The sequence below is a fragment of the Streptomyces lucensis JCM 4490 genome (assembly GCF_014650035.1).
Lineage (GTDB): Bacteria > Actinomycetota > Actinomycetes > Streptomycetales > Streptomycetaceae > Streptomyces > Streptomyces lucensis.
Genome location: NZ_BMUE01000016.1, coordinates 135,582 through 161,563, shown reverse-complemented (window position 1 = coordinate 161,563; position 25,982 = coordinate 135,582). Strand labels below are relative to the sequence as shown.

Genomic DNA, 25,982 nt, shown 5'->3' with positions numbered 1-25,982 from the left:
GAGGAGGAATAATCCCCTCGCACACAGCGTCCTCGCTGTGTTTTTCAAAGGAACCTCGCCCCGATCGTGATGACCGGAGACGGGGTATCAACTAATCTGGCGTTGATTTTTGGCACGCTGTTGAGTTCTCAAGGAACGGTCGCTTCCTTTGTACTCACCCTCTCGGGCTTTCCTCCGGGCGCTTCCCTTCGGTCTTGCGTTTCCGACTCTATCAGACCTTTTCTCGATCCGATTTCCTCGATGCTTTCCAGGTTCCCGGCTTTCGCGTTTCCCTTTCCGGCGGTTCCGACTCTATCAGATCCTTTCGGCGTCCGATTCCCGGTCGGCGGGATTTTGTCTCAGGGCTTTGGGCTTTCGCCGCGGCGCCTTTCGACATTCACTACGCTAGCCGATTTCTCCGGCGACTCATAATCGAGTCTCGCGAGTTCGAATTCGGGCGCGCGAGCGCGCCTGAAACGACCCCGCCGAGGGGCTCTGACTAGGTAGTGGTTTGGCCGCTCCGGCTGCAGGCGATTGCCGTACCCGGTTCAGCGGCTCGGAATACACTACGCACCATCCGGGGGCGCGTCAACTCCGGCGGCGCCTCGGCACGTGGGCACGGTAGGGGCTCACCGTCGGGTCGCCGGCCACCCAGAAGCGCCAGGGATGGAGATCCCCGTTGCCGCCCTCGCCGGCGACTCCGGTCCGCGGCCCGCTGCGTACCTGGTCGGAGGGGACGGGCGTGCCGGTCAGCATCCGCAGCGGGGTCTCGCCGGCGCCGCACGCGTCGGCGCCGTCGAAGGACCGGTCGACGCCGAGGGCCGTGGCGAGACGGGCCGGCCCCTTGGCCAGTTCCTTGTCATCGCGGGCCGAAAGTCGACGTTTCCGGGCGGGCTCGAGGCCCTCGACGATCTCGCCGGCGCGGAGCAGGACGCCGCTCGCCCTGCCCTCGGGGCCGCAGACGAGGTTCATGCAATGCCACATGCCGTAGGTGAAGTAGACGTACACGTGTCCGGGCGGTCCGAACATGACCGCGTTGCGGGCCGTGCGGCCGCGGTAGGCGTGGGACCCCGGATCGTTCGGGCCGTCGTACGCCTCGACCTCCGTCAGGCGGAGGGCGATCGGGCCGTCGGGGGTCGTCCGGACCAGAATGCGGCCGAGGAGGTCGGGGGCGACCTGCACGACCGGCCGGTCGAAGAAGGTCCGGGGCAGTGGCGTACGGTCCGGGGGCGCGATCATGCACTCCGAGGGTAGCCCAGACGGGTCACCGTCCCGGCCGGAACCGGCCGGGGACGGATCGCGTTTGTGGGGGCGACGGTCCATTCGTAAAGGGAGAGTCAATGGCGTTCAAGAAGCTGCTCGCGAGCCTCGGGGCCGGTGGGGCCTCGGTCGAGACGGTGCTGACCGAGGTCAACGTCGTGCCCGGTGGTGTCGTCCAGGGCGAGGTGAGGATCCAGGGCGGGTCCGTGAACCAGAACATCGAGGGCCTGTCCGTGGGCCTGCAGGCCAAGGTCGAGGTGGAGAGCGGCGACCAGGAGTACAAGCAGGACATCGAGTTCACCAAGGTGCGGCTCGGTGGCGCGTTCGAGCTGCAGGCGGGCGCCGTGCACGCGGTTCCGTTCGGTCTGGAGATCCCCTGGGAGACGCCGGTCACGATGATCGACGGGCAGGCCCTGCGCGGGATGCACATCGGTGTGACCACGGAGCTGGAGATCGCGCGGGCCGTCGACTCGGGCGACCTGGACCCGATCAACGTGCATCCGCTGCCGGCCCAGAAGGCCATCCTGGACGCCTTCATCCAGCTGGGCTTCCGCTTCAAGAACGCGGACATGGAGCGCGGCCACATCCGGGGCACGCGGCAGCGGCTGCCGTTCTACCAGGAGATCGAGTTCTACCCGCCGTCGCAGTACCGGGGTCTGAACCAGGTCGAGCTGAGCTTCGTGGCCGACGAGCACGCCATGGACGTCGTCCTGGAGATGGACAAGAAGCCGGGCCTCTTCAGCGAGGGCTCTGACACCTACCGGTCCTTCCAGGTGGGTCTGAGCGACTGGCAGGGGACCGACTGGGCGGCTTACCTCAACCAGTGGCTGTCCGAGGTCGGCAGCAAGCGCAACTGGTTCTAGGCTCGGAACCACTGGTTGCAGATCATCGATCGGGAGGTACCGAGGTGACCGAGCTCAAGCGGCGGCCGCTCCCCCACGACTTCCATCCGCCCGTGCCGTCGTTCACGGTGACGAGCGCGGACGTCGAGGAGGGCGCGACGCTGGGGAGCGCACAGGTCCAGGCGGAGGGCGACACCTCGCCGCAGCTGCGGTGGGAGGGCTTCCCGCCGGAGACCAAGAGCTTCGCCGTGACCTGTTACGACCCCGACGCGCCCACCGGCAGCGGGTTCTGGCACTGGGTCCTGTTCGACATCCCGGCGTCGGTGACGGAGCTGCCCGCGGGTGCGGGCGGCGGCAAGTTCGAGGGGCTGCCCGAGGGCGCCGTGCACGCGCGGAACGACTACGGGACGAAGGACTTCGGCGGTGCCGCGCCGCCGCCCGGGGACGGCCCGCACCGGTACGTCTTCACGGTGTACGCGGTGGACCAGGAGAAACTCGGTCCGGACTCGGACGCCTCTCCGGCCGTCGTCGGCTTCAACCTGCGGTTCCACGCGATCGCGCGTGCCCAGCTCGTCGGGGAGTACGAGAACCCCGCGAAGGGCTGATCGAGGCAGACTCGTTCAGCCGGGCGTTCACTGAACGTTTGCCCGCCTCTGGTCTTGGAAGTGATCAGGGGCGGGCACCTTTTTTATTGCGTTGTCCATCTCGGCGCGCCCGTACAGAGTTGATCCGAGCCCGCCGGGGGGTGGGCAGGTGCACACGGGAGGTGGGCTGGATGCGTGACACGCTGGTACTGAACGCGAGCTTCGAGCCGCTGTCGACGGTGACGTTGAACCGGGCTGTCGTGCTGGTTCTGCAGGACAAGGCCGTGGTCGAGCAGTCCCACCCCGAACTGCGCATGCGCGGTGCCGATGTGGACATTCCCGCGCCCCGGGTGATCAGGCTGTGCAGATACGTACGGGTGCCGTTCCGAAGACAAGCCCCGTGGTCGAGGCGCGGGGTCCTGGTCCGGGACCGGCACCGGTGCGCGTACTGCGGGCGCAGGGCGACGACCGTGGACCACGTGCTGCCGCGGTCGCAGGGCGGGCAGGACACGTGGCTGAACACGGTGGCCGCCTGTGCGGAGGACAATCACCGCAAGGCGAACCGGACTCCGGAGGAGGCGGGGATGGCCCTCCTGCGGGAGCCGTTCGAGCCGACTCCCGCCGATGCCATGCTGCTGGCCTTGGGGCACGAGGACTTCGCCGCGCTTCCCGAGTGGCTCGCTCGGGAAGCGGCGTAGGCGTCCGCGCCTCAGTCGATCGGCGGCTTCTCGCGGCGCTGAGTGCCGGCTCCGCCGTTGCCCGATGACCCGTTGCCGCCCGAACCGCCTCCCAGAGGGCCGAAGTTGCCCATCGCGCCGGAGAGTCCCTTGAGGGCGTCGCCGATCTCGCTGGGGACGATCCAGAGCTTGTTGGCGTCGCCCTCGGCGATCTTCGGGAGCATCTGCAGGTACTGGTAGGACAGGAGCTTCTGGTCCGGGTCGCCGGCGTGGATGGCCTCGAAGACCGTACGGACGGCCTGGGCCTCGCCCTCGGCGCGCAGGGCGGCGGCCTTGGCCTCACCCTCGGCGCGCAGGATCTGGGACTGCTTCTCGCCCTCGGCGGTGAGGATGGCCGCCTGGCGGGTGCCTTCCGCGGTGAGGATCGCGGCGCGCTTGTCACGGTCGGCGCGCATCTGCTTCTCCATCGAGTCCTGGATGGAGGTGGGCGGCTCGATGGCCTTCAGTTCCACGCGGTTGACGCGGATGCCCCACTTGCCGGTGGCCTCGTCGAGGACTCCGCGCAGTGCGGCGTTGATCTCCTCGCGGGACGTCAGGGTGCGCTCCAGGTCCATGCCGCCGATGATGTTGCGCAGCGTGGTGACGGTGAGCTGCTCGATGGCCTGGATGTAGCTCGCGACCTCGTAGGTGGCGGCCCGGGCGTCGGTCACCTGGTAGTAGATGACGGTGTCGATGTTCACGACCAGGTTGTCCTGGGTGATCACCGGCTGGGGCGGGAACGGCACGACCTGTTCGCGCAGGTCGATGCGGTTGCGGATGGTGTCGATGAACGGCACCACGATGTTCAGGCCCGCGTTCAGCGTCCGCGTGTAGCGGCCGAAGCGCTCCACGATGGCGGCGCTGGCCTGTGGGATGACCTGGATGGTCTTGATCAGGGCGATGAAGACCAGCACCACCAGAACGATCAGGACGATGATGATCGCATCCATCGTGTTCCCCGTACCCCTCTCCGCCTCGGCGCCTTCGGCAGATCTCGCGGATATTGAAGATCTTGCTGGTCGAGTCTGTCAGACCGTCGCCCAACTCGTAAGCCGGATGCCTCAGATGACGATCGCGGTGGCCCCTTCGATGTCCACGACGTCCACCTCCTGGCCCACTTCGTAGGCGCGGCCGGTGTCGAGGGCGCGGGCCGACCAGATCTCCCCGGCGAGTTTGATGCGGCCGCCGGAGCCGTCGACGCGTTCGAGGACGACGGCCTGCTTGCCCTTCAACGCGTCGACGCCGGTGGCGAGTCGGGGACGCTGGTCGCCGTGTCGGGCGGCGATGGGCCGGACGACGGCGATGAGGGCGACGGAGACGGTGACGAAGGTGAGCACCTGGATGACGATGCCGAAGCCGAGGCCGGCGACCACCGCGGCCGCGACGGCTCCCACCGCGAACATGCCGAACTCCGGCATGGCGGTGACCACTAGGGGGATTCCGAGCGCCGCCGCGCCGACGAGCCACCACACCCACGCGTCGATGTCGTTCACATGGTCATGGTAGGACCGCGGTCGGGCGGCGGACAGGGCGCGTAGGGGGGCGTGCCGGGCCCGGCCGGGTCAGGACAGGGGAAGGCCCTGGGCGGTCCAGCGCTCGCCGACCTGCTCGACGACGAGCGGCAGGCCGAAGCAGAGGGAGAGGTTGCGGGAGGTCAGTTCCAGCTCGACGGGGCCCGCGGCGAGGACCTTGCCCTGACGGATCATGAGGACGTGGGTGAAGCCGGGGGCGATCTCCTCGACGTGGTGCGTGACCATGATCATCGAGGGTGCGATGGGGTCGCGGGCGAGCCGGCCGAGGCGGCGGACGAGGTCCTCGCGGCCACCGAGGTCGAGGCCGGCGGCGGGTTCGTCGAGGAGGAGCAGCTCGGGGTCGGTCATCAGGGCGCGGGCGATCAGGGTCCGCTTGCGCTCGCCCTCGGAGAGGGTGCCGAACTTCCGGTCGAGGTACTCGCTCATGCCGAGGCGGTCGAGGAAGGCGCGGGCGCGCTGCTCGTCGACGTCCTCGTACTCCTCCTGCCAGCCGGCGGTCATGCCGTAGGCGGCGGTGAGGACCGTCTGCAGGACCGTCTGGCGCTTGGGGAGCTTCTCGGCCAGGGCGATACCGGCCATGCCGATGCGGGGGCGCAGCTCGAAGACGTCGGTGCCGGGCCTGCCGAGGGGCTCGCCGAGGACCGCCGCGGTGCCGCTGCTGGGGAAGAGGTAGGTCGAGGCGACGTTGAGGAGAGTGGTCTTGCCGGCGCCGTTGGGGCCGAGGATGACCCAGCGCTCGCCCTCCTTCACCGACCAGGAGACCTGGTCCACCAGAGCCCGGCCCTCGCGGACCACGGATACGTCCTGAAGCTCCAGAACATCGCTCATGAGCGCGTTGTCTCCCCTTGCAGTGTGGCCGGTCTCGGCTGTCGCGTACGCCTGTGGCTCGGTCCGCCGCGCCGGTGGGCGCAGCCCTCATGAAATCTACGCCACGAGTGCCCCGCTCCATTCCATCGGTCCGGTCCTTAGGGTGGGGGCATGCTCTCGGAACCGCGTTCAGGACGCCTCGCCGCTTGGGGAAACGCCCTTTTGGCCGGACTTGCCTCTCCGGATGACGCCGCGCTCGCCATCGTGGGCGAGGACGCGGTGCACCGGGTGGCGGGGCTGCCCGGCGAGTCCGCTCCGGTCGGGCTCACGCTCGCGCTGGGCCGGCTGCGCAGGCTGGGGGTGAGCGGGCTGCGGGTGGCGCTGCCGGCGCCGGGGCATCCGCTGGGGCTGAGCGGCCCGCCGGAGTTCAACGCGCGGGCGCTGGAGGCGGAGGAGGCGGTGGTCTGTCACGGCGCCGCGTTCGGGCTGGTGCCGGAGGTGTACGAGGCCGGGCCCGCGGGCGACGTGCACGCCGAGGTGGTCTGGCACGTGCTGCCGGTGCGGGAGGCGCCGCCGGCCGACGTGCCCTCGCTGGGCGAGGCGGAGCGGGAGCTGGCGGAGGCGCTGCGGGAGGCGACCGGTGTGCTCTCGAAGCTGGACGTCGCCGGTTCGGGGCCGGTGGCGGAGGCCGCGATCGACGCGTACCGGGCGCGGGCGGAGCGGGGGCGCGAGGTGCTGGCGCCGGGGTATCCGCCGCGTGCGGTGCGGGTGCTGGAGCTCGCGCAGCGGGTCGGGCTGCTGGTGTCGCTGGCGTACGGCCGCGGGCACGGGGGTGCGGTCAGCTCCGCCGAGATGGCCGCGCGGGCGGAGGCGCTGCGGCCGGTGGAGCGGACGGCCCGGCGGGCGCAGGTGGCGTCGTACAACGCCGTCGTGGAGGAGCGGGAGCGGGGGGTGCGCTGACCGGTCTCCTCCTCGCCGGCGGCCCGCCCGCGCAGGGCACGGATCTCAGTCCGTGACGCCGTGCCGCACGGCCCACAGCGCCGCCTGGGTACGGTCCGCCAGGTCGAGCTTCATCAGGATGTTGGAGACGTGCGTCTTGACGGTCTTCTCGGACAGGACGAGGGCGCGGGCGATCTCGCGGTTGGAGCGGCCGTCCGCGATCAGGCCCAGCACCTCGCGTTCGCGTTCGGTGAGCGAGCCGCCCCTGCCCTGGCCCGGGCCGGCCTCCTCCTGGGAGAGCAGGGCGCCGGCGACCTCCGCCTGGAGCAGCACGTGCCCGGCGTGCACGGAGCGGATGGCGCCGGCGAGGGCGTCGGGGTCCACGTCCTTGTAGAGGTATCCGGCGGCGCCCGCGCGCAGGGCGGGGACGACCGTGCGCTGCTCGGTGAAGCTGGTGACGATCAGCACGCGCGCGGGGTTGCCGAGCTCGCGGAGCCGGCGCAGGGCGTCGATGCCGCCCATGCCCGGCATCGTGACGTCCATCAGGACGACGTCGGGGCGCAGCTCCTCGGCCCGGGCGACTCCCCCGGCGCCGTCGGCGGCCTCGCCGACGACCTCGATGTCGTCCTGCACCTCCAGGAACGTACGCAGGCCCCGGCGGACGACCTGGTGGTCGTCGACCAGCAGCACCTTGATCGTCTCACCCACCGGGAACCTCCATCTCGATCGTGGTGCCCTCGCCGGGCGCCGAGTACACGGTCAGCGTGCCGCCGACGCCGCTCGCGCGGTCCCGCATGGAGACCAGGCCGAGGTGGCGGCCGGCGTGGCGGACCGCCTTGGGGTCGAAGCCGCAGCCGTCGTCGGTGACGCGCAGGACGGCTCCGCCGCCGCGCCGCTCCACGCTCACGTCGACGTGTGCGCCGCCGGAGTGGCGGAGGGCGTTGTGCAGGGCTTCCTGGGCGACCCGCAGCAGCGCCTCCTCCTGGGCGGCGGGCAGGGCGCGGAATCCGCTGCCGGTGAAGGTCACGCGCGCGGCGTGGGCGCGGTCGAGGACCTGGGTGTGGGTGCGCAGGGTGGCGATCAGGCCGTCCTCGTCGAGGGCTGCCGGGCGCAGCTCCACGACGGCGGCGCGCAGTTCGTCGGCCGCCTCGGCGGCGAGGACGGCGACCTGGTGCAGCTCGTCCTTGGCCCGCGCGGGGTCGCGGTCGACGAGGGCCGCCGCCGCCTGGGCGGTCAGGCGCAGGGAGAAGAGCTTCTGGCTGACCGCGTCGTGCAGCTCGTGGGCGAGGCGGGAGCGCTCCTCGGCGATGGTCAGCTCGCGGCTGCGTTCGTAGAGGCGGGCGTTGGTGAGGGCGATGGCGGCGTGCTGGGCGAGGATGGCGAGCAGTTCCTCGTCCTCCTCGGTGAAGCCGCAGCCCGCCCCGGGGTTCTCGCGGTTCTTGTTGGCCAGGAACAGCGCGCCGATGACCTCGTCGCCGTCCTTGACCGGCAGGCCCAGGAAGTCGGACATCTCGGGGTGGGCGGACGGCCAGCCCTCGAAGCGGGGGTCCTCGCGCACGTCGGCGAGGCGCTCGGGGCGGGCGTCGTGCAGCATCGCGGCGAGGATGCCGTGCTGGCGCGGCAGCGGGCCGATCGCCTTCCACTGGGCGTCGCTGACGCCGTCCACCACGAACTGGGCGAAGCCGCCGTGGTCGTCGGGGACGCCGAGGGCGGCGTACCGGGCGTCGAGCAGCTCGCGGGCGGAGGCGACGATCGTCTTGAGGACGTCGCGCACCTCCAGGTGCCTGCTCATGGCCAGCAGCGCGGAGCTGACCGCGGCGAGGCCGGACCGAGGGCCTTGACTCATGACCTCACGGTACCGGCGGTCTGTCATGGCCCGGATCGGTCCGGTGGGCGGCCGGGGGCGGTCCTTGGGGCCTAGGTCCGGCGGTCGGGCACTCCGGCCGCGCGCGTGCGGGACCGGAGGGTCCCCGCGCGCGGGGACAGGGGTGGTGCCGGGTGGGACGACCCGGCCGACACCCTCACCCAAAGCATCGCTTCATCGACTCAAGGTGAATTCCGGACATGTCCGATGTGAGGCCGCGCATAGGGCCCACATCACGTACGAAAGGGCATAGGAGATAAAGCCACCCAGATGAACGGGGCGGACGCCCCCGTCTGTCCCGATTTGCCCCTCCCTGATCCACTACCGGGGATCGTACGTCACACCTTTGCCTGGGCATTTTGCGCCAGCTAAGAATTGCTTCCGTCGCTCAGCGCCGTGGGTTTCCGGCCCGCGGCGTTCGTGTGGGAGGAACCGATTCCCCCGGCGGACGCAGGAGCGACCTCCGCGCTACAGAAGAGGTCCAACAGCCATGCCCAAGAACATCCTCAACCGAGCTAGTCGTGCCCTGACCAAGCAGCACAAGATCGCCATCACCGGTGTCGCCGCTCTGGGTACCGCCGCCATCGCCCTCTCGGCCGTTCCGGGCAGCGCCGAGACCGTCACCACGGGCGCCCCGGCCACGACCGCCCAGGTCGCCGCCGGCACCGCCCTGCAGAACGTCAAGGGCACCGTCACCGGCCAGCTCGCCACCGACACCGTCAAGCTCGACACCCTCGCGGCCCAGAAGAAGGCCGCCGACGCGGCCGTGGCGAAGAAGGCCACCGAGGCCGCCGCCGCCAAGAAGGCCGTCCAGGCCGCCGCCGTGAAGAAGGCCGCGCAGGAGCGCGCCGCCAAGGCGGCCGCGAGCCGCTCGGCGCAGCGCCCGCAGATGCAGCCGGTCGCCGCGAAGACGTACACGAACAACCTCGACGGCTGGATCCGCCAGGCCCTGGACATCATGAAGTCCAAGGGCATCCCGGGCAGCTACCACGGCCTGCACAAGAACATCATGCGCGAGTCCTCCGGCAACCCGACGGCCATCAACGACTGGGACATCAACGCCATCAACGGCATCCCGTCGAAGGGCCTGCTGCAGGTCATCCCGCCGACCTTCAAGGCGTACCACGTCGCCGGCACGTCGTGGAACATCTACGACCCGGTCGCCAACATCACCGCCGCCGCCAACTACGCCGCCGACCGTTACGGCTCGATCGACAACGTCAACAGCGCGTACTGAGGTCGGCGCGGACCTCTCACGTAGCGCGGAAGGGCGGCACCCCGAGGGGTGCCGCCCTTCGCGCGTCGCAGGAGCGCGGTTACTTCCGCATGACCTCCGGCTCGTGGCGGCGCAGGAAGCGGGCCACGAAGAAGCCGCAGGCCACACCGAGCACGATGAGCACGAACATGTCCAGGGTCCAGGCCGAGGCCGCGTGGTCCCACAGCGGGTCGGTGCTGGTCGGGTCGTCCGTGTTCGGGGCGATCTTGTTGAAGTCCAGCGTGGTGCCGGCCGCGGCCACCGCCCAGCGCGACGGCATCAGGTACGAGAACTCGTTGACGCCGAGCGTGCCGTGCAGCGTGAAGAGGCAGCCGGTGAAGACGACCTGGATGATCGCGAACATCACCAGCAGCGGCATGGTCTTCTCCGCGGTCTTCACCAGCGAGGAGATCACCAGGCCGACCATCATCGAGGCGAAGCCCAGCGCCATGATCGGCAGGCACAGCTCCAGCAGCGTCGAGCCGCCCAGGATCAGCCCCTCGCCGGGGATCTCACGGCTGGAGAAGCCGATCAGGCCGACCATCAGGCCCTGCAGCACCGTGACGGCGCCGAGCACGACCACCTTGGACATCAGGTACGCCGACCGGGACAGCCCCGTCGCCCGCTCCCGCTCGTAGATGACCCGTTCCTTGATCAGCTCGCGCACGGAGTTCGCGGCCCCCGAGAAGCACGCCCCGACGGCGAGGATCAGCAGGACGGTGGTGGCGGTGCCGTTGGGGACGGGCAGGCCCGTCTTGGAGTTGGGGGGGTTCACCAGCAGACCGCGGTCGTGGTCGATCAGCAGGCTGACCGCGCCGATGACCGCCGGCAGGACCACCGTCAGCGCCAGGAAGCCCTTGTCGGACACGATGACCGCCACGTAGCGCCGGATCAGCGTCATCAGCTGGGAGCCCCAGCTCTGCGGTTTCGGCGGCTTGATGGCCTGCGGCGGGGGCATGTGCACGGACTGCGGGGCGACCGCGTCGATGTCCGCGGCGTACATCTGGTAGTGCTGCGAGCCCTTCCAGCGGCCCGCCCAGTCGTAGTCGCGGTAGTTCTCGAAGGCGGAGAAGACGTCGGCCCAGCTGTCGTAGCCGAAGAAGTTCAGCGCCTCCTCCGGCGGGCCGAAGTAGGCGACCGCACCACCCGGGGCCATCACCAGCAGCTTGTCGCACAGTGCCAGCTCGGCCACCGAGTGGGTGACCACGAGAACCGTGCGGCCGTCGTCGGCGAGGCCGCGCAGCAGCTGCATGACGTCGCGGTCCATGCCCGGGTCGAGGCCCGAGGTCGGCTCGTCCAGGAAGATCAGCGACGGCTTGGTCAGCAGCTCCAGCGCCACCGAGACACGCTTGCGCTGGCCGCCGGAGAGGGACGTGACCTTCTTGTCCTTGTGGATGTCCAGCTTCAGCTCGCGCAGCACCTCGTCGATGCGGGCGTCGCGCTCCTGCGCGGTGGTGTCCGCCGGGAAGCGCAGCTTGGCCGCGTACTTCAGGGCCTTCTTGACGCTCAGCTCCTTGTGCAGGATGTCGTCCTGCGGGACCAGGCCGATGCGCTGGCGCAGCTCGGCGAACTGCTTGTACAGGTTCCGGTTGTCGTACAGCACCTCGCCCTGGTTGGCGGGCCGGTAGCCGGTGAGCGCCTTGAGCAGGGTGGACTTGCCGGAGCCGGACGGGCCGATGACGGCGATCAGCGACTTCTCCGGGACGCCGAAGGAGACGTCCCGCAGGATCTGCTTGCCGCCGTCGACCGTGACGGTGAGATGGCGGGCGGAGAAGGAGACCTCACCGGTGTCGACGAACTCCTCGAGGCGGTCGCCGACGATGCGGAAGGTGGAGTGGCCGACGCCGACGATGTCGTTCGGGCCGAGCAGCGCCGTGCCGCCCTTGGCGATCGGCTGGCCGTTGACGTAGGTGCCGTTGTGCGAGCCCAGGTCGCGGATCTCGAAGCGGCCGTCGGGCGTCGAGTGGAACTCGGCGTGGTTCCGCGAGACCTGCAGGTCGGAGACGACCAGCTCGTTCTCCAGGGCACGGCCGATGCGCATCACGCGGCCGGCCGCGAACTGGTGGAACGTGGTCGGGCTGCGGTCGCCGTAGACCGGCGGCGCCCCCGCCGCGCCGCCGGGTGTCTTCTGCGCGTACTGCTCGGCGGGACCCGCCTGCTGCGGGAACCCGGACGCCTGCTGCGGCTGCTGCCAGCCGGCCTGCGGGGCCTGCTGGTGCGCGGGCGCCTGGTGCGGCACCGACTGCGGCGGCGAGGCCTGCTGTGGTGCGGCCTGCTGGGCCCAGCCGGGCGTGCCGGCGTTCTGGGCCGCGTACGGCGCCGCCGACTGCGGCTGCCCGGCGGGGCCGCCCACCGGGGCGGCGGCCGCCGACAGGTTCAGCCGCGGCCCGTCGGTCGCGTTGCCGAGGTGCAGCGACGAGCCGGGGCCGATCTCCATGTGCTGGATCCGCCGGCCCTGCACGAACGTGCCGTTGGTGCTGCCGTGGTCCTCGACGACCCAACTGCGGCCGTTGTGACTGACCGTGGCGTGTCGCCAGGAGACCCTGGCGTCGTCGAAGACTATGTCACCCTGCGGATCGCGGCCGAGGGTGTAGGGCCTGGACGGGTCGAGCGTCCAGGTCCGTCCGTTTGTTTCCAGTACGAGTTCCGGCACTCCATGCCCCACTGAGTTGTCCCCCGAGTTACCCCCATCAGAGGGAGTCTAGGGATGTCGAACATCGTGGGGAACTATTTCAGGCTCGGCCCCCTGACCGAAACCCGGGCCTTGCCAAGCGCGCCGGTACACGCTTCAACTCGCCCCGTTGACGCGGTTGAAACCGGGCCGGAGAGTGGTAATCCCCCGCGAGGGGGACAAGCGCGGCTGTGACGCCGTGCCGCGGATCGGGGGGGTTCGCCATGAGCACTGCCACGGGCACCGGAAGGGCGCGGCGCGGGACACGGCTGCCCTGGACGGACATCGTGATGTCCGCGATCGCCTCGGTGAGCTGGGCGTTGGCCGGGATGGCGGGCGCCGCCGCGCTCGGGCTGCACCTGCTGCGGGCGGACGCGGCGGGGTCACTCGGCCCCATGACGGCGGCGGTTGTGGTGCTCGGGGCGGGTGGTTCGGTCACGCCGTCGGGCGATGTGTCCGCTTTCGGACTGAAAGGCGCCGAGGCCCACACCGCCATCGAGATCACGCCACTCGGGGTGAGCCTGGTCGGTGCGCTGCTGCTGTCGTGGTTCTTCCTGCGGTCGTTGCGCACGGCAGGAGTTGCCGTCGCTCCCTCCGAACTCCTCGCGCGCTGCGGCACGGTGATCCTGCTCTTCGTGGCGATGCTGGGCGGTCTCTCCTGGGCCGGCCACGACGTCATCACCCTCGACGGCGACGCGCTCGGCCTGGACGAACTGCCGGGCGGCGGCAAGAGAGGCGGCGGACCGCGCATCCCCGGCCTCGGGGACGTGGGCGGACTGCTGCCGGACCGGATCGGCGACCTGATCCACGCCAGGGCGGCGGTCGGCTTCACCGTGGACACCCCGGCCACGCTCGTCGGCGGTCTCGGCTGGTGCGCCGGAGTCCTGCTGATCGCCCTGCTCGCCTCCCGCCGCGCCCCCCTGCCGCCCGGCTGGGGCGTCCTGCACCGGGTGGTCCGGCCGGCGGTCTCCGCGCTCGTCACCGTGCTGCTGCTGGCCGTGCTGGCGGGGCTCGCGGCGGCGGCGTACGCGGCGACCGGCGACGACCATCCGCGGCGGATCGCAGGCGCGGCGCTCCTCGGCGCTCCCAACGGGGTCTGGCTGGGCCTCCCGCTCGGCCTGTTCGTCCCCTTCGAGGGCCGGGCCACCGGCGTCCTCGGCGGACTGCTCCCCCATCCGCTGGACCGGTTCCTCGCCGCCCGGTCCGGCCGGCCCGTGACGGTGGGCCGGCTGGCCGAGCTGGACGGACGGGTGTGGCTGCTGGCCGTGGCGGCCGCGCTGGCGATGCTGCTGACCGGGGTGCTGACGGCGGTACGAACACCGCCGGCCCGGCCTGCCGGCGGCGCCCTCGGCCTGGCCGGCCGGTGCGCCCTGAGCCTGGGGATCACCACCGCGCTCGCACTTCCCCTGCTCGCCCGGCTGACCGACGTGTCCGTGGACGCCTCCCTGTCGGTCCTCGGCTTCGACGCGTTCGGCGCGGGCGTCTTCCTGCACGGCCGGCCGGGCACGGCCCTGCTTCTGGGCGCCCTGTGGGGTGCGGGGGCGGGAGCGGCCGGAGCCCTGCTGGCCCTGGCGACCGGGACGGCGGGGGCCCGGGCGGCGAGGGCGGCGGGCGCGGCGAGTGCGGCGGGGGCCCAGGCGGCGGGTGCGACCGGCGCGGCGCCCGGCATGGGGGAGGCGGAAGGCCGTGGGGATGAGCCGGCCGGGCCGTACGCGCCGGGACGGCCGTACCGGCCGCCGAACCCGGACACGAATCCCTATCTGAGGATGCCGGCTCAACCGCGGGACGCGCCGCCCGCCACCGGGGACGACCTCTACGGCGCCCCGACCGTCGCCCGGCCGCTCGGCCCCGTCGACCGGCCGCCGCGGAGCAGGCCCGCCGCCCGGCCGGGCGACCGGCCGTCCGGGCCGGACGGTCCACGGTGGCCCCCGCCGCCGCCCCCGCCGCCCCCGCCGGAGCGGCCGGAGCGGCCGGAGCGGCCGGAGCGGCCGGAGCGGCCGGAGCGCGGCGGCTGAGGCGCAGGCGGCCCCCTCTCGCCGATGCTCCCTCCGGGCCACCCGGAGGACCTCCCGGACCTGCTCGACGGGGCCCGCCGTGGGACAGTCGTGGTGGAGCCGGGACCGGGCACGTGGTGGACGTGTCGTCTCCCGGCGGCAACATCGTCGGAAACCGGCCCGGCACCGATCGATTCCGTGTCCGCCAGGCGGACCTCGGGGGCGGGAGGCACTGGGTGCCGGATACGGTGGTGACACCATGAGCGCTTCGCAGACCTCCGAGGTCCCCACTCTCCTCGTCAAGATCTTCGGCAAGGACAGGCCGGGCATCACGGCCGGCCTCTTCGACACCCTGGCCGCCTTCTCCCTCGACGTCGTCGACATCGAGCAGGTCGTCACCCGGGGCCGCCTGGTGCTGTGCGCCCTGGTGACGCAGCCACCGGCCGGCGTGGAGGGCGACCTGAGGGCGACCGTGCACAGCTGGGCCGAGTCGATGAAGATGCAGGCGGAGATAATCTCGGGCCACGGCGACAACCGCCCGCGTGGTGTCGGGCGCTCCCTGGTGACCGTGCTCGGCCATCCCCTCACCGCCGAGTCGACCGCGGCCATCGCCACCCGGATCGCCAAGGCGGGCGGCAACATCGACCGTATCTTCCGGCTCGCCAAGTACCCGGTGACGGCCGTGGAGTTCGCCGTGTCCGGTGTGGAGACCGAGCCGCTGCGCACGGCTCTCGCCTCCGACGCCGCGGCACTGGGTGTCGACATAGCTGTCGTCGCGGCGGGCCTGCACCGGCGCGCCCAGCGGCTGGTGGTCATGGACGTGGACTCCACCCTCATCCAGGACGAGGTCATCGAGCTGTTCGCGGCGCACGCCGGCTGCGAGGACAAGGTCGCCGAGGTGACGGCGGCGGCGATGCGCGGGGAGCTGGACTTCGAGCAGTCACTGCACGCGCGCGTGGCGCTGCTGGAGGGACTGGACGCCTCGGTGGTGGAGAAGGTGCGCAGCGAGGTGCGGCTGACGCCGGGCGCCCGCACCCTGATCCGCACCCTGAAGCGCCTCGGCTACCAGGTCGGTGTCGTCTCGGGTGGTTTCACCCAGGTCACGGACGATCTCAAGGAGCGGCTGGGGCTCGACTTCGCGCAGGCCAACACGCTGGAGATCGTCGACGGCAGGCTGACCGGCCGGGTCACCGGCGAGATCGTGGACCGGGCGGGCAAGGCGCGGCTGCTGCGCCGGTTCGCCGCGGAGGCCGGAGTACCGCTGTCGCAGACGGTGGCGATCGGCGACGGCGCCAACGACCTGGACATGCTGAACGCGGCCGGTCTCGGTGTCGCCTTCAACGCCAAGCCGGTGGTCCGCGAGGCGGCGCACACGGCGGTCAACTTCCCCTTCCTCGACACGGTCCTCTACCTCCTCGGCGTCACCCGCGAAGAGGTCGAGGCGGCCGACACGCACGACGAGGGCTGAGCCGCACGACGAAGGCTGAGCCGCACACGGAAACGCCTGGTCGGGGCGGAACGGTCGTCCGTCCGCCCCTCCGTTCGTCCGTCCGCCCCTCCGTTCGTCCGTCCGCCCCTCCGTTCGTCCGTCCGGGGCATGCTGACGGGTCCGGCGCCGCACGGGGGGGGTGCCGGGCCCTTCGGCGTACGACGTCATGCGGCGGCGCACCGCGTCACTCGGGGGTCAGTCGGACGGTGCCCAGTAGTCCGTGAGCGTGGCCACGCCCGGCTCCAGGCTCTTCCAGGGCTCGTCGCAGGTGAGCAGCGCGAAGCCGGCGGCGGGGAAATCGCGGCGGTGCATCCGCTCGCGGGCGTCGCCCTCGGCCGATCCGGACAGGATCTCGGCGAGACCGTGCACGCCCGGGTTGTGGCCGATCATGATGACGTTGCGCACCTCGTCCGGGAGCTCGTTGAGCACGACGATCAGCTCGCCGGGTGAGGCCTCGTAGATCCGCTCCTCGTAGACGGTCTTCGGCCGGTGCGCCAGTTCATGGACGGCGAGCTTCCAGGTCTCGCGGGTCCGGGTCGCGGTGGAGCACAGGGCCAGGTCGAAGGAGATACCGGTATCGGCCAGCTTGCGTCCGGCGACCGCGGCGTCCGTGCGGCCTCGCTCGGAGAGCGGGCGCTCGTGGTCGGACACCTGGGGCCAGTCGGCTTTCGCATGCCGGAAGAGGACGATCCTGCGGGGTTCAGCGGCGCTCATGAGTCCCAGCTTCGCATGAAACAGGCCATGTGGCGCAGGCAGTTGACATGCGGATTCACCGGACGAGGGGGCCGCGTCAGCGCCCGAGGAGCTGCTGGGCGCGCTCCAGGAGGTGGGTGACGGCCGGGTCGCCGCTCGCCGCGTGGGCCTCCGAGGGATTCAGTATCAGCGCGAGCAGCGCCACGAAGGCGAGCGCGGGAAGGGCGAGGGCCCACCAGGGCAGCCGGATGTCCACGCCGCCCGTGGTCGCCGGGTGGGGCCGGGAGGGGGTGCGGGCCGACATGATCGCCTCCGGTGGTCTTCGAGCGGGTCCGTGACCGCCGTGCGCGGTCACATCTCGAAGCTACGGACTCGGGGGCCGCCAACCCATCCGGAAGTCCACCCAGTTGACCCTGACCCTGACCCCCTAAGGGATGGTGGGGCCAGCCCCACCATCCACCGCCGGGGCGGCCGTCACGGGGACGCGATGGTCGCGACGATGGCGATGATCACGAGGATGGCGAGGAACGAGCCGAAGACGAGGAGCATCTTCTTCTGGCCGTCCTTCGGGTTCGGGTCGAGCACAGGCTGCATGCGCCCAGTCTCGCACCCCTCGCCCGGAGGGCTCCGCCGGGGTCGGCGCCCAGCGCGCCGCGGGCGGCCCTCAGCGCGCCCCGGCCTCCTCCTCCACCGTGCGGTCGCGGCCGGCCAGGAAGCCCACCGCCATCTGCGGCAGCATCAGGCCCGCCATGAGGGCGATCGGCAGGCCCCAGCCGCCGCTGTGCTGGTAGAGCACGCCGACCAGCAGCGGGCCGGGGATGGAGATCAGGTAGCCGGTGCTCTGCGCGAACGCGGACAGCTGGGCCACGCCCGGACCGCTGCGGGCCCGCATGCCGACCATGGTCAGCGCCAGCGGGAAGGCACAGTTCGAGACGCCCAGCAGCAGCGCCCAGAGCCAGGCGCCGCCGGCCGGCGCGAAGAACAGGCCGGCGTACCCGGCCAGACCGCAGGCCCCCAGGACCAGCGCGATCGGCCCCTGGTGGGGCAGCCGCGTGGCGACCCGGGGGATGACGAAGGCCAGCGGCACGCCCATCACCATGGTGACGGCGAGCAGCACGCCCGCGGTGCCCGCCGGGACTCCGGCGTCCCGGAAGATCTGCGGCATCCAGCCCATGGTGATGTAGGCGGCGGTGGCCTGGAGGCCGAAGAAGACGGCGAGCGCCCAGGCGGTGCGGCTCCGGGTGATCCGCAGCGGTGCCTGCTGTGCCGCCTGTCCCTCCCGCGCCTGCTCCCCCTCCCGTGCGTGGGCCCGCTCCCCCTGCCGCGGGGGTGCGGTGCCGCGGTCGCGCACGAGCGGCAGCCACGGCAGCACGGCGACCGCGGCGACGGCCGCCCACACGGTGAGCCCGGACCGCCAGTCGCCGCCCATGGCGTCGGTCAGCGGGACGGTGGCCGCCGCGGCGAGGGAGGTGCCGAGGGCGAGGGCCATCGAGTACAGGCCGGTCATGGAGCCGACCCGGTCGGGGAACCAGCGCTTGACGATGACCGGCATCAGGACGTTGCTGACGGCGATGCCCATCAGCGCGAGCGCGCTCGCGGCCAGGAATCCGGCCGTGCCGCCCGCGTACGGGCGTATCAGCAGGCCCGCGGTGATGGCGGCCATGCCGGCGCACACCACCGCGGCCGGGCCGAACCTGCGGGCCAGACGGGGAGCGGTCACGCCGAAGACGGCGAAGCACAGCGGAGGCACCGAGGTGAGCAGGCCGGCCACGCCGCCGCTCATGCCGAGCCCGTCGCGGACCTCCTCGAGGAGCGCGCCGAGGCTGGTGATGGCCGGGCGGAGGTTCAGGGCGGACAGCACGATGCCGGCGACCATCAGCCGGGTCGCCCACGCGCGCGTGCGGGGCGCGCCGGATGGCGTCCGGTGTGCGCTTCCCGCGGCCGCCGCGGCCCGTTCGCTCGGTGACATCGCCGTACGGGTCTCCGCTGTCCGCGTTTCCTCACTAGCCATACCACCATCATAGAATCATGGGATGATTGGTTGTCCATGTTCGGGGCGTTCCCGCCCGGACTCCTCGTGCGAAGGTGTGCCATGCCCCTGAGCCACCCGCGCCGTTCGGCGCTCTCCGAGCAGGTCATCGCCGAGCTGCGCAACCAGATCACCTCCGGCGAGTGGCCGGTGGGCTCGCGCATCCCGACCGAGCCGGAGCTGGTCGAGCAGCTGGGGGTGGCCCGCAACACCGTTCGTGAGGCCGTCCGGGCGCTCGCGCACAACGGCCTGCTGGACATCCGCCAGGGCTCGGGCACGTACGTCGTGGCGACGAGCGAGCTGGCCGGGGTGATGCACCGCCGCTTCGCGGGCGCCGATCCCCGGCACATCGCCGAGCTGCGCTCCACGCTGGAGTCGGCCGCGGCGAAGCTGGCAGCCGAGCGGCGCACGGAGAAGGACCTCAGGCAGCTGGACGCGCTGCTGGCGCGGCGCGAGGCGGCCTGGGAGTCGGGCGAGGCCGAGACCTTCGTGGCGGCGGACGCGACCTTCCACCTGGCCGTCGTGGCCGCCTCCCACAACGACGTCATGACGGCGATGTACGCCGACCTGGGCGAGGTGCTGCGCGACTGGCTGCGCGCGGACGTCGGCGCCCGGCTGACGCCCCAGGCGCACATGGACCACACGCGGCTGGTGGACGCGATCCGCGCCGGGGACGCCGAGGCGGCAGCGGCGGAGGCCGCGAGCTATCCGTTCCTGTGCCGTCCGGACCGGTTCAGCGCTTCTTCTGGTGGCTGACCCAGGCCGAGCCGACGTCCGTCCAGCACCGGCCGCTCAGCCGCACGGTCATGGCGGGCCCGGCGTCCACCGGGGCGCTGTCGGTGTCGATGTCCCACCAGCGGGCGCACTCGATGTGCAGGCGCAGGCGATCGGTGTCGACATAGGGGTTGTGGCAGTAGGCCACCACGTGGGAGCCGCTCACGTCCGTCCGGCACTCGGCGCCGAACGGATCCGGTGCCGGCGGCTTCCCGTCGTCCGCGCGTACGTGCGACATCGCGTCGTACGGCAGGCAGAGCACGAGGATCACGGCCACGGTCACCGGGGCCAGGCTGCGGGACAGGCGCACAAGGGGACCTCCTCGGCCGGGCTGCGGAGGGACGCGCGGGGTGAACGCGTCTCCAGGGTGCGCCGCCGGGGGCGCGGCGGCCCGGCCGGTGAGCCGAACGGGTGACGCCCCGCCTCCGCGTGCCGCGGAAACGGGGCGCCGGTGTCAGGCGGAGGTCACGCGCCGATGGCGTGCAGACCACCGTCGACGTGGATGATCTCGCCCGTGGTCTTCGGGAACCAGTCGCTCAGCAGGGCGACGACGCCGCGGCCGGCCGGCTCCGGGTCCTTCAGGTCCCACTCCAGCGGGGCGCGGGTGTCCCACACGGAGGCCAGCTCGCTGAAGCCCGGGATGGACTTGGCGGCCATGGAGCCGATCGGGCCCGCCGAGATGAGGTTGCAGCGGATGTTCTGCTTGCCCAGGTCGCGCGCCATGTAGCGGCTGGTGGCCTCCAGGGCGGCCTTGGCCGGGCCCATCCAGTCGTACTGCGGCCAGGCGTACTGCGCGTCGAAGGTGAGGCCGACGACCGAGCCGCCGTTCTGCATCAGCGGCAGGCAGGCCATGGTCAGCGCCTTCAGGGAGAACGCGGAGACGTGCATGGCGGTGGCGACCGACTCGAACGGCGTGTTGAGGAAGTTGCCGCCGAGCGCGTCCTGCGGGGCGAAGCCGATGGAGTGGACGATGCCGTCGAGCCCGCCCAGCTCCTCGCCGACGACGTCGGCCAGACGGGCGAGGTGCTCCTCGTTCGTCACGTCCAGCTCGATGACCTTGGCGGGCTTGGGCAGCTTCCTGGCGATGCGCTCGGTCAGCGTGGGCCGCGGGAACGCGGTCAGGATGATCTCGGCGCCCTGCTCCTGGGCGAGCTTGGCGACGTGGAAGGCGATGGAGGACTCCATCAGCACACCCGTGATCAGGATGCGCTTGCCCTCGAGAATTCCGCTCATGGTGATCAGTGACCCATTCCCAGTCCGCCGTCAACGGGGATGACGGCTCCAGTGATGTACGAGGCGTCGTCCGAGGCGAGGAACCGCACCGTCGCGGCGATCTCCTCCGGCTGCGCGTAACGGCCGAGAGGCACCTGCGAGACGATGTTCTTGCGCTGCTCGTCGGTGAGCGCCTTGGTCATGTCGGTGTCGACGAAGCCGGGCGCGACGACGTTGAAGGTGAGGTTGCGCGAGCCCAGCTCACGGGCGAGCGAGCGCGCGAAGCCGACCAGGGCGGCCTTGGAGGCGGCGTAGTTCGCCTGGCCCGCAGAGCCGAGCAGGCCGACCACGGACGAGATCAGGACGACGCGGCCCTTCTTGGCGCGCAGCATGCCGCGGTTGGCGCGCTTGACGACGCGGAAGGTGCCGGTGAGGTTGGTGTCTATGACCGAGGTGAAGTCCTCCTCGGACATGCGCATCAGGAGCTGGTCCTTGGTGACGCCGGCGTTGGCGATCAGGACCTCGACCGGACCGTGCTGGTCCTCGATCTCCTTGTAGGCCTGCTCCACCTGCTCGGGGTCGGTGATGTCGCACCTGACGGCCAGGCAGCCCAGTTCCGCGAGGGCGGCCGGCGGCTCACCCGAGCGGTACGTGATCGCGACCTTGTCGCCGGCCTCGGCGAATGCGCGGGCGATGGCGAGGCCGATGCCCCGGTTGCCTCCGGTGACGAGAACCGAGCGGCTCAACGGATCACCCCTTCGATAGCGGTCTGCAGCGGTCCGACAACCCGCCCGGACACGTGGATGACAGGCGGCTTCATCGAAAACCTATCGGTAGCGCTCCTCCGGTGGGCATTGGGGCACCGACAGTGGCTCGGGGGCGTCGCTGTGGGGTCCCTACAGAAACGGCCCCGCTCCGGGACTCAAAGGTGTGGTCCGCCGGGCCGCTCCCACGACATGATCGGGGCGACAGGCCACGACAGCAGGGAGACCTCGGTGCCTCACACCATCGACGAAGCCTTCACGGCGCTTCCGCTACGCGCCCTCGCCGACGCCGCGCTGGCACGCGCGCGTGCGCTGGGGGCGGAGCACGCCGACTTCCGGTTCGAGCGGGTGCGCAGCGCGTCCTGGCGGCTGCGGGACGCCAAGCCCGCCGGGTCGTCGGACACCACCGACCTCGGGTACGCGGTCCGGGTCGTGCACGGCGGCACGTGGGGCTTCGCGTCCGGGGTGGACCTGACCATGGACGCGGCCGCCGGGGTCGCCTCCCAGGCGGTGGCGATGGCGAAGCTCTCCGCGCAGGTCATCAGGGCGGCCGGGTCCGGCGTGGGGGCACCGCCCACGCCTTTCGGGCAGTGGGGGAGGGTGGAGCTGGCCGACGAGCCGGTGCACGCCGACCGGACGTGGGTGTCGTCGTACGAGATCGACCCGTTCTCCGTTCCCGACGAGGAGAAGACCCACCTGCTCGCGGAGTGGAGCGCCCGGCTGCTGGCGGCGAACGGCGTGAACCACGTGGACGCCGCGCTGCTCACCGTGCACGAGAACAAGTTCTACGCGGACACGGCGGGGACCGTCACGACCCAGCAGCGGGTGCGGCTGCACCCGCAGCTGACGGCCGTGTCGGTGGACGAGTCCAGCGGTGAGTTCGACTCGATGCGGACCATCGCGCCGCCGGTGGGGCGCGGCTGGGAGTACCTGACCGGGACCGGCTGGGACTGGGACGACGAGCTGGAGCGGATCCCGGAACTGCTCGCCGAGAAGATGCGGGCGCCGAGCGTGGAGCCGGGGCTGTACGACCTGGTCGTCGACCCGTCCAACCTGTGGCTGACCATCCACGAGTCCATCGGGCACGCCACGGAGCTGGACCGCGCCCTCGGCTACGAGGCCGCCTACGCCGGCACCTCGTTCGCCACCTTCGACCAGCTGGGCAAGCTGCGGTACGGCTCCGAGCTGATGAACGTCACCGGCGACCGCACCGCCGAGCACGGCCTCGCCACCATCGGCTACGACGACGAGGGCGTCGAGGCGCAGTCCTGGGACCTGGTGAAGGACGGCACGCTGGTGGGATACCAGCTGGACCGGCGCATCGCGAGGCTGACCGGGTCCGGGCGCTCCAACGGGTGCGCGTTCGCCGACTCCCCCGCCCACGTGCCGGTGCAGCGCATGGCCAACGTGTCGCTGCGGCCGGATCCGGCCGGGATGTCCACCGAGGACCTGATCGGGGGTGTCGACCGGGGCATCTACGTCGTCGGCGACCGGTCCTGGTCGATCGACATGCAGCGCTACAACTTCCAGTTCACCGGGCAGCGCTTCTTCAGAATCGAGAACGGGCGGATCACCGGGCAGCTGAAGGACGTCGCCTACCAGGCCACGACCACCGACTTCTGGGGGTCGATGGCGGCCGTGGGCGGTCCTCAGACCTACGTCCTGGGCGGCGCCTTCAACTGCGGCAAGGCCCAGCCCGGCCAGGTGGCGGCCGTGTCCCACGGGTGCCCCTCCGCCCTCTTCAGGGGCGTCAACATTCTGAACACCACGCAGGAGGCCGGTCGATGAGCGCCCGCACCAACAAGCCGCACGAGGTCGTCGAGCAGGCCCTGGCGCTGTCCCGGGCCGACGGCTGCGTCGTCATCGCCGACGAGCACTCCACCGCGAACCTGCGCTGGGCGGGGAACGCGCTCACCACGAACGGTGTGACGCGGGGCCGTACGCTCACCGTCGTCGCGACCGTGGACGGCAAGGAGGGCACCGCCTCCGGTGTCGTGTCGCGTTCGGCGGTGACCGCGCGGGAGCTGGAGCCCCTGGTGCGTGCCGCCGAGGCCGCCGCGCGCGGCGCGGGGCCCGCCGAGGACGCGCAGCCGCTGGTCGGCGGGGTGCCTCAGTCCCCCGACTTCACGGACGCGCCCGCCGAGACCTCCTCGGCGGTGTTCGGCGAGTTCGCGCCGGCGCTCGGCGAGGCGTTCGCACGCGCGCGTGCGGGCGGCCGTGAGCTGTACGGCTTCGCCAACCACGAGCTGGTGTCGACGTACGTGGGCACGTCCACCGGGCTGCGCCTGCGGCACGACCAGCCCACCGGCACGCTGGAGCTGAACGCCAAGTCCCCGGACCGTAAGCGCTCGGCCTGGGCGGGCCGGTCCACCCGGGACTTCAAGGACGTCGATCCGGGCGCCCTGGACGCCGAGCTGGCCGTACGGCTCGGCTGGGCCGAGCGGCGCGTCGAGCTGCCCGCGGGCCGCTACGAGACGCTGCTGCCGCCGACCGCGGTCGCGGACCTGCTGATCTACCAGCTGTGGTCGGCCTCGGGCCGGGACGCGGCCGAGGGGCGCACGGTGTTCTCCAAGCCGGGCGGCGGAACCCGTGTCGGCGAGAGGCTGAGCGACCTGCCGCTGACCCTGCGCAGCGACCCGAACGAGCCGGGCCTCGAGTGCCCGCCGTTCGTGGTCGCCCACTCCTCCGGCGGCGACCAGTCGGTGTTCGACAACGGACTGCCGGCGCACGCCACCGAGTGGATCGGCGAGGGCGTGCTCAAGCACCTGACGACGACCCGGCACAGCGCGGGCCTCACCGGCCTGCCGGTGGCCCCGGTGCTCGGGAACCTGATCCTGGACGGCGGGCAGGACCGGTCGCTGGAGGAGATGGTCGCGAACACCCGGCGCGGGCTGCTGCTGACCTGCCTGTGGTACATCCGCGAGGTCGACCCGGCCACGCTGCTGCTGACGGGTCTGACCCGGGACGGCGTCTACCTCGTGGAGGACGGCGAGGTGACCGGGGAGGTGAACAACTTCCGGTTCAACGAGTCGCCGGTGGGCCTGCTGGGCCGGGCCACGGAGGCCGGGCGCACGGAGAAGACGCTGCCGCGCGAGTGGAGCGACTGGTTCACCAGGGCCGCGATGCCCGCGCTGCGGATCCCCGATTTCAACATGAGCTCTGTCAGCCAGGGCGTATAACCTCGTAGTCGGCTGTCACCCGACCGCCCCGAAGAACACCGAGGAGACACGAGAACCGTGACGGACATCGTCGACGAGCTGAAGTGGCGTGGGCTGTTCGCCCTGTCCACCGACGAGGACGCCTTGCGCAAGGCGCTCGCGGACGGTCCCGTCACGTTCTATTGCGGTTTCGACCCGACGGCGCCGTCGCTGCACGTGGGGCACCTGGTCCAGGTGCTCACCGTGCGCCGGCTCCAGCAGGCAGGGCACCGGCCGCTGGCCCTGGTGGGCGGCGCGACGGGCCTGATCGGCGACCCGCGCCCGACCGCGGAGCGCACGCTGAACGACCCGGAGACGGTGGCCGGCTGGGTCGGGAAGCTGCGCGCGCAGATCGAGCCGTTCCTGTCCTTCGAGGGTGAGAACGCGGCCGTCATGGTCAACAACCTCGACTGGACCGCGGACCTCTCCGCGATCGAGTTCCTGCGGGACATCGGCAAGCACTTCCGGGTCAACAAGATGCTGACCAAGGACTCCGTGGCCCGCCGCCTGGAGTCCGACCAGGGCATCAGCTACACCGAGTTCAGCTACCAGATCCTGCAGGGCATGGACTTCCTGCAGCTGTACCGGCGGTACGGCTGCACGCTGCAGCAGGGCGGCAGCGACCAGTGGGGCAACCTCACGGCGGGTCTCGACCTGATCCACCGGCTGGAGCCGGGAGCCGAGGCGCACGCCCTGGCCACCCCGCTGATGACCAAGGCGGACGGCACCAAGTTCGGCAAGACCGAGGGCGGCGCGGTCTGGCTCGACCCGGAGATGACGACGCCGTACGCGTTCTACCAGTTCTGGCTGAACGTGGACGACCGGGACATCTCCAGGTACATGCGCATCCTGTCCTTCAGGTCCCGCGAGGAGCTGGAGGAGCTGGAGCGGCAGACCGAGGAGCGCCCGCAGGCGCGGGCCGCGCAGCGCGCGCTCGCCGAGGAGCTGACGACGCTGGTGCACGGCGCCGATCAGACGGCCGCGGTCGTCGCCGCGTCCAGGGCGCTGTTCGGCCAGGGCGAGCTGGCGGAGCTGGACGAGCGGACGCTGGCCGCCGCCCTGTCCGAGCTGCCGCACATCCAGGTCGCCGAGCTGGGTCCGGTCACCGACCTGTTCGCCGAGGTCGGTCTCGTGGCGAGCAAGTCCGCCGCGCGGCGGACGGTCAAGGAGGGCGGTGCCTACGTGAACAACGTGAAGGTCGCCGCCGAGGACGCGGTCCCGGCGAGTGAGGACCTGCTCCACGGGCGGTGGCTGGTGCTGCGGCGGGGGAAGAAGAACCTGGCCGCGGTCGAGGTCAAGGCCGCGTGAGCCGCGCCGGAGGGCGGCTTCCCACCCGGGGGCCGTCCTTCGGCACGCCGGCACGTCCGGTGCCGGAGCGCAG

At 71.6% G+C, this 25,982-nt stretch carries 24 protein-coding genes and 1 pseudogene; 11 read left to right on the top strand and 14 right to left on the bottom strand.

Annotated features, from left to right (window positions below; all coding sequences use genetic code 11):
- Positions 1-567: 567 nt before the first annotated feature.
- On the bottom strand, positions 568-1,218 hold the full coding sequence (locus IE177_RS29155) for a DNA-3-methyladenine glycosylase (RefSeq protein WP_190018459.1): 651 nt from the start codon (positions 1,216-1,218) through the stop codon (positions 568-570).
- 101 nt (positions 1,219-1,319) lie between these two features.
- Between IE177_RS29155 and IE177_RS29150 the strand changes: the two genes are divergently transcribed.
- The 3 genes from IE177_RS29150 to IE177_RS29140 all read left to right on the top strand — a co-directional run bounded on the left by IE177_RS29150 (position 1,320) and on the right by IE177_RS29140 (position 3,363).
- Positions 1,320-2,102 (top strand): sporulation protein, encoded by a 783-nt coding sequence (locus IE177_RS29150; RefSeq protein WP_190018458.1) that lies wholly within the window; start codon positions 1,320-1,322, stop codon positions 2,100-2,102.
- 44 nt (positions 2,103-2,146) lie between these two features.
- Positions 2,147-2,686, top strand: a complete 540-nt coding sequence (locus IE177_RS29145) for a YbhB/YbcL family Raf kinase inhibitor-like protein (RefSeq protein ID WP_190018457.1) — start codon at positions 2,147-2,149, stop codon at positions 2,684-2,686.
- A 170-nt stretch (positions 2,687-2,856) separates the two neighbouring features.
- On the top strand, positions 2,857-3,363 hold the full coding sequence (locus IE177_RS29140; RefSeq protein WP_190018456.1) for an HNH endonuclease: 507 nt from the start codon (positions 2,857-2,859) through the stop codon (positions 3,361-3,363).
- An 11-nt stretch (positions 3,364-3,374) separates the two neighbouring features.
- Here IE177_RS29140 and IE177_RS29135 read toward each other — a convergent pair whose 3' ends face one another.
- The 3 genes and pseudogenes from IE177_RS29135 to IE177_RS29125 all read right to left on the bottom strand — a co-directional run.
- Entirely contained in the window at positions 3,375-4,331 is a 957-nt protein-coding gene (locus IE177_RS29135; protein ID WP_190018455.1) for an SPFH domain-containing protein, read from the bottom strand.
- 111 nt (positions 4,332-4,442) lie between these two features.
- Positions 4,443-4,874, bottom strand: a complete 432-nt coding sequence (locus tag IE177_RS29130) for an NfeD family protein (protein WP_190018454.1) — start codon at positions 4,872-4,874, stop codon at positions 4,443-4,445.
- Between the two features lie 336 nt (positions 4,875-5,210).
- Positions 5,211-5,741, bottom strand: a pseudogene (locus tag IE177_RS29125) (ABC transporter ATP-binding protein); the annotation flags it as partial.
- A 150-nt stretch (positions 5,742-5,891) separates the two neighbouring features.
- On the opposite strand from IE177_RS29125, the gene IE177_RS29120 reads away from it, so the two are divergent.
- Positions 5,892-6,680 (top strand): Rv1486c family protein, encoded by a 789-nt coding sequence (locus IE177_RS29120; RefSeq protein ID WP_190018452.1) that lies wholly within the window; start codon positions 5,892-5,894, stop codon positions 6,678-6,680.
- A 45-nt stretch (positions 6,681-6,725) separates the two neighbouring features.
- Here the strand turns inward: IE177_RS29120 and IE177_RS29115 are convergent, their stop codons facing one another.
- Both IE177_RS29115 and IE177_RS29110 read right to left on the bottom strand, forming a co-directional pair.
- Complete coding sequence (locus IE177_RS29115) at positions 6,726-7,367, bottom strand: response regulator (protein WP_190018451.1); 642 nt, start codon at positions 7,365-7,367, stop codon at positions 6,726-6,728.
- Positions 7,360-8,505, bottom strand: a complete 1,146-nt coding sequence (locus IE177_RS29110) for a GAF domain-containing sensor histidine kinase (protein WP_190018450.1) — start codon at positions 8,503-8,505, stop codon at positions 7,360-7,362. Before IE177_RS29110 ends, IE177_RS29115 begins: the two co-directional genes overlap by 8 nt.
- A gap of 508 nt (positions 8,506-9,013) precedes the next feature.
- Here IE177_RS29110 and IE177_RS29105 point away from each other — a divergent pair.
- The gene (locus IE177_RS29105) at positions 9,014-9,760 is read left to right on the top strand and encodes a transglycosylase SLT domain-containing protein (RefSeq protein WP_190018449.1); all 747 of its coding nucleotides are present in this window, start codon (positions 9,014-9,016) and stop codon (positions 9,758-9,760) included.
- 79 nt (positions 9,761-9,839) lie between these two features.
- On the opposite strand, the gene IE177_RS29100 is transcribed toward IE177_RS29105, so the two are convergent.
- On the bottom strand, positions 9,840-12,431 hold the full coding sequence (locus IE177_RS29100) for an FHA domain-containing protein (protein WP_190018448.1): 2,592 nt from the start codon (positions 12,429-12,431) through the stop codon (positions 9,840-9,842).
- A 242-nt stretch (positions 12,432-12,673) separates the two neighbouring features.
- Between IE177_RS29100 and IE177_RS29095 the strand changes: the two genes are divergently transcribed.
- Positions 12,674-14,464, top strand: coding sequence for a streptophobe family protein (locus IE177_RS29095; protein WP_190018447.1), 1,791 nt, complete (start codon positions 12,674-12,676; stop codon positions 14,462-14,464).
- A 238-nt stretch (positions 14,465-14,702) separates the two neighbouring features.
- Positions 14,703-15,911, top strand: coding sequence for a phosphoserine phosphatase SerB (serB, locus tag IE177_RS29090; protein ID WP_190018446.1), 1,209 nt, complete (start codon positions 14,703-14,705; stop codon positions 15,909-15,911).
- Between the two features lie 216 nt (positions 15,912-16,127).
- On the opposite strand, the gene IE177_RS29085 is transcribed toward serB, so the two are convergent.
- The 4 genes from IE177_RS29085 to IE177_RS29075 all read right to left on the bottom strand — a co-directional run bounded on the left by IE177_RS29085 (position 16,128) and on the right by IE177_RS29075 (position 18,594).
- Positions 16,128-16,646 carry a SixA phosphatase family protein gene (locus IE177_RS29085; RefSeq protein WP_190018445.1) on the bottom strand — a complete coding sequence of 173 codons (519 nt, stop codon included), beginning with the start codon at positions 16,644-16,646 and terminating at the stop codon, positions 16,128-16,130.
- A gap of 76 nt (positions 16,647-16,722) precedes the next feature.
- The gene (locus tag IE177_RS29080; protein WP_190018444.1) at positions 16,723-16,929 is read right to left on the bottom strand and encodes a hypothetical protein; all 207 of its coding nucleotides are present in this window, start codon (positions 16,927-16,929) and stop codon (positions 16,723-16,725) included.
- Between the two features lie 170 nt (positions 16,930-17,099).
- Positions 17,100-17,219 carry an SGM_5486 family transporter-associated protein gene (locus IE177_RS35510; protein ID WP_268253188.1) on the bottom strand — a complete coding sequence of 40 codons (120 nt, stop codon included), beginning with the start codon at positions 17,217-17,219 and terminating at the stop codon, positions 17,100-17,102.
- A gap of 70 nt (positions 17,220-17,289) precedes the next feature.
- Positions 17,290-18,594: a CynX/NimT family MFS transporter gene (locus tag IE177_RS29075; RefSeq protein WP_190018464.1), complete on the bottom strand. Its 1,305-nt coding sequence runs from the start codon at positions 18,592-18,594 to the stop codon at positions 17,290-17,292.
- 123 nt (positions 18,595-18,717) lie between these two features.
- Here IE177_RS29075 and IE177_RS29070 point away from each other — a divergent pair, with 123 nt between their 5' ends.
- A complete protein-coding gene (locus IE177_RS29070) occupies positions 18,718-19,410 on the top strand; it encodes a FadR/GntR family transcriptional regulator (RefSeq protein WP_190018443.1) in 693 nt (230 codons plus the stop codon).
- Here the strand turns inward: IE177_RS29070 and IE177_RS29065 are convergent.
- From IE177_RS29065 to fabG, 3 genes are all read right to left on the bottom strand, one after another.
- The gene (locus IE177_RS29065; protein WP_190018442.1) at positions 19,388-19,738 is read right to left on the bottom strand and encodes a hypothetical protein; all 351 of its coding nucleotides are present in this window, start codon (positions 19,736-19,738) and stop codon (positions 19,388-19,390) included. The genes IE177_RS29070 and IE177_RS29065 overlap by 23 nt on opposite strands.
- Before the next feature lie 155 nt (positions 19,739-19,893).
- Positions 19,894-20,661 (bottom strand): enoyl-ACP reductase FabI, encoded by a 768-nt coding sequence (gene fabI / locus IE177_RS29060; RefSeq protein ID WP_190018441.1) that lies wholly within the window; start codon positions 20,659-20,661, stop codon positions 19,894-19,896.
- A gap of 5 nt (positions 20,662-20,666) precedes the next feature.
- Entirely contained in the window at positions 20,667-21,386 is a 720-nt protein-coding gene (gene fabG, locus IE177_RS29055; RefSeq protein ID WP_190018440.1) for a 3-oxoacyl-[acyl-carrier-protein] reductase, read from the bottom strand.
- A gap of 249 nt (positions 21,387-21,635) precedes the next feature.
- On the opposite strand from fabG, the gene IE177_RS29050 reads away from it, so the two are divergent.
- From IE177_RS29050 to tyrS, 3 genes are read left to right on the top strand one after another with little or no spacing between them, the layout of a single operon-like run.
- Positions 21,636-23,192, top strand: coding sequence for a TldD/PmbA family protein (locus IE177_RS29050; RefSeq protein WP_190018439.1), 1,557 nt, complete (start codon positions 21,636-21,638; stop codon positions 23,190-23,192).
- Positions 23,189-24,583: a metallopeptidase TldD-related protein gene (locus IE177_RS29045; protein ID WP_190018438.1), complete on the top strand. Its 1,395-nt coding sequence runs from the start codon at positions 23,189-23,191 to the stop codon at positions 24,581-24,583. The genes IE177_RS29050 and IE177_RS29045 overlap by 4 nt, the downstream gene beginning before the upstream one ends.
- A gap of 57 nt (positions 24,584-24,640) precedes the next feature.
- Positions 24,641-25,909: a tyrosine--tRNA ligase gene (gene tyrS, locus IE177_RS29040; RefSeq protein WP_190018437.1), complete on the top strand. Its 1,269-nt coding sequence runs from the start codon at positions 24,641-24,643 to the stop codon at positions 25,907-25,909.
- Positions 25,910-25,982 lie beyond the last annotated feature (73 nt).

Bases quoted from the DNA above. Each gene is read 5' to 3' on its own strand.
- IE177_RS29045 (WP_190018438.1), top strand. From the start codon at position 23,189: ATGAGCGCCCGCACCAACAAGCCGCACGAGGTCGTCGAGCAGGCCCTG.
- IE177_RS29150 (WP_190018458.1), top strand. From the start codon at position 1,320: ATGGCGTTCAAGAAGCTGCTCGCGAGCCTCGGGGCCGGTGGGGCCTCG.
- IE177_RS35510 (WP_268253188.1), bottom strand. From the start codon at position 17,219: ATGCAGCCTGTGCTCGACCCGAACCCGAAGGACGGCCAGAAGAAGATG.
- serB (WP_190018446.1), top strand. From the start codon at position 14,703: ATGAGCGCTTCGCAGACCTCCGAGGTCCCCACTCTCCTCGTCAAGATC.
- IE177_RS29075 (WP_190018464.1), bottom strand. From the start codon at position 18,594: ATGTCACCGAGCGAACGGGCCGCGGCGGCCGCGGGAAGCGCACACCGG.
- IE177_RS29070 (WP_190018443.1), top strand. From the start codon at position 18,718: ATGCCCCTGAGCCACCCGCGCCGTTCGGCGCTCTCCGAGCAGGTCATC.
- IE177_RS29095 (WP_190018447.1), top strand. From the start codon at position 12,674: ATGAGCACTGCCACGGGCACCGGAAGGGCGCGGCGCGGGACACGGCTG.
- IE177_RS29155 (WP_190018459.1), bottom strand. From the start codon at position 1,218: ATGATCGCGCCCCCGGACCGTACGCCACTGCCCCGGACCTTCTTCGAC.
- IE177_RS29080 (WP_190018444.1), bottom strand. From the start codon at position 16,929: ATGTCGGCCCGCACCCCCTCCCGGCCCCACCCGGCGACCACGGGCGGC.
- IE177_RS29135 (WP_190018455.1), bottom strand. From the start codon at position 4,331: ATGGATGCGATCATCATCGTCCTGATCGTTCTGGTGGTGCTGGTCTTC.
- fabI (WP_190018441.1), bottom strand. From the start codon at position 20,661: ATGAGCGGAATTCTCGAGGGCAAGCGCATCCTGATCACGGGTGTGCTG.
- IE177_RS29140 (WP_190018456.1), top strand. From the start codon at position 2,857: ATGCGTGACACGCTGGTACTGAACGCGAGCTTCGAGCCGCTGTCGACG.
- IE177_RS29105 (WP_190018449.1), top strand. From the start codon at position 9,014: ATGCCCAAGAACATCCTCAACCGAGCTAGTCGTGCCCTGACCAAGCAG.
- IE177_RS29120 (WP_190018452.1), top strand. From the start codon at position 5,892: ATGCTCTCGGAACCGCGTTCAGGACGCCTCGCCGCTTGGGGAAACGCC.
- IE177_RS29085 (WP_190018445.1), bottom strand. From the start codon at position 16,646: ATGAGCGCCGCTGAACCCCGCAGGATCGTCCTCTTCCGGCATGCGAAA.
- IE177_RS29110 (WP_190018450.1), bottom strand. From the start codon at position 8,505: ATGAGTCAAGGCCCTCGGTCCGGCCTCGCCGCGGTCAGCTCCGCGCTG.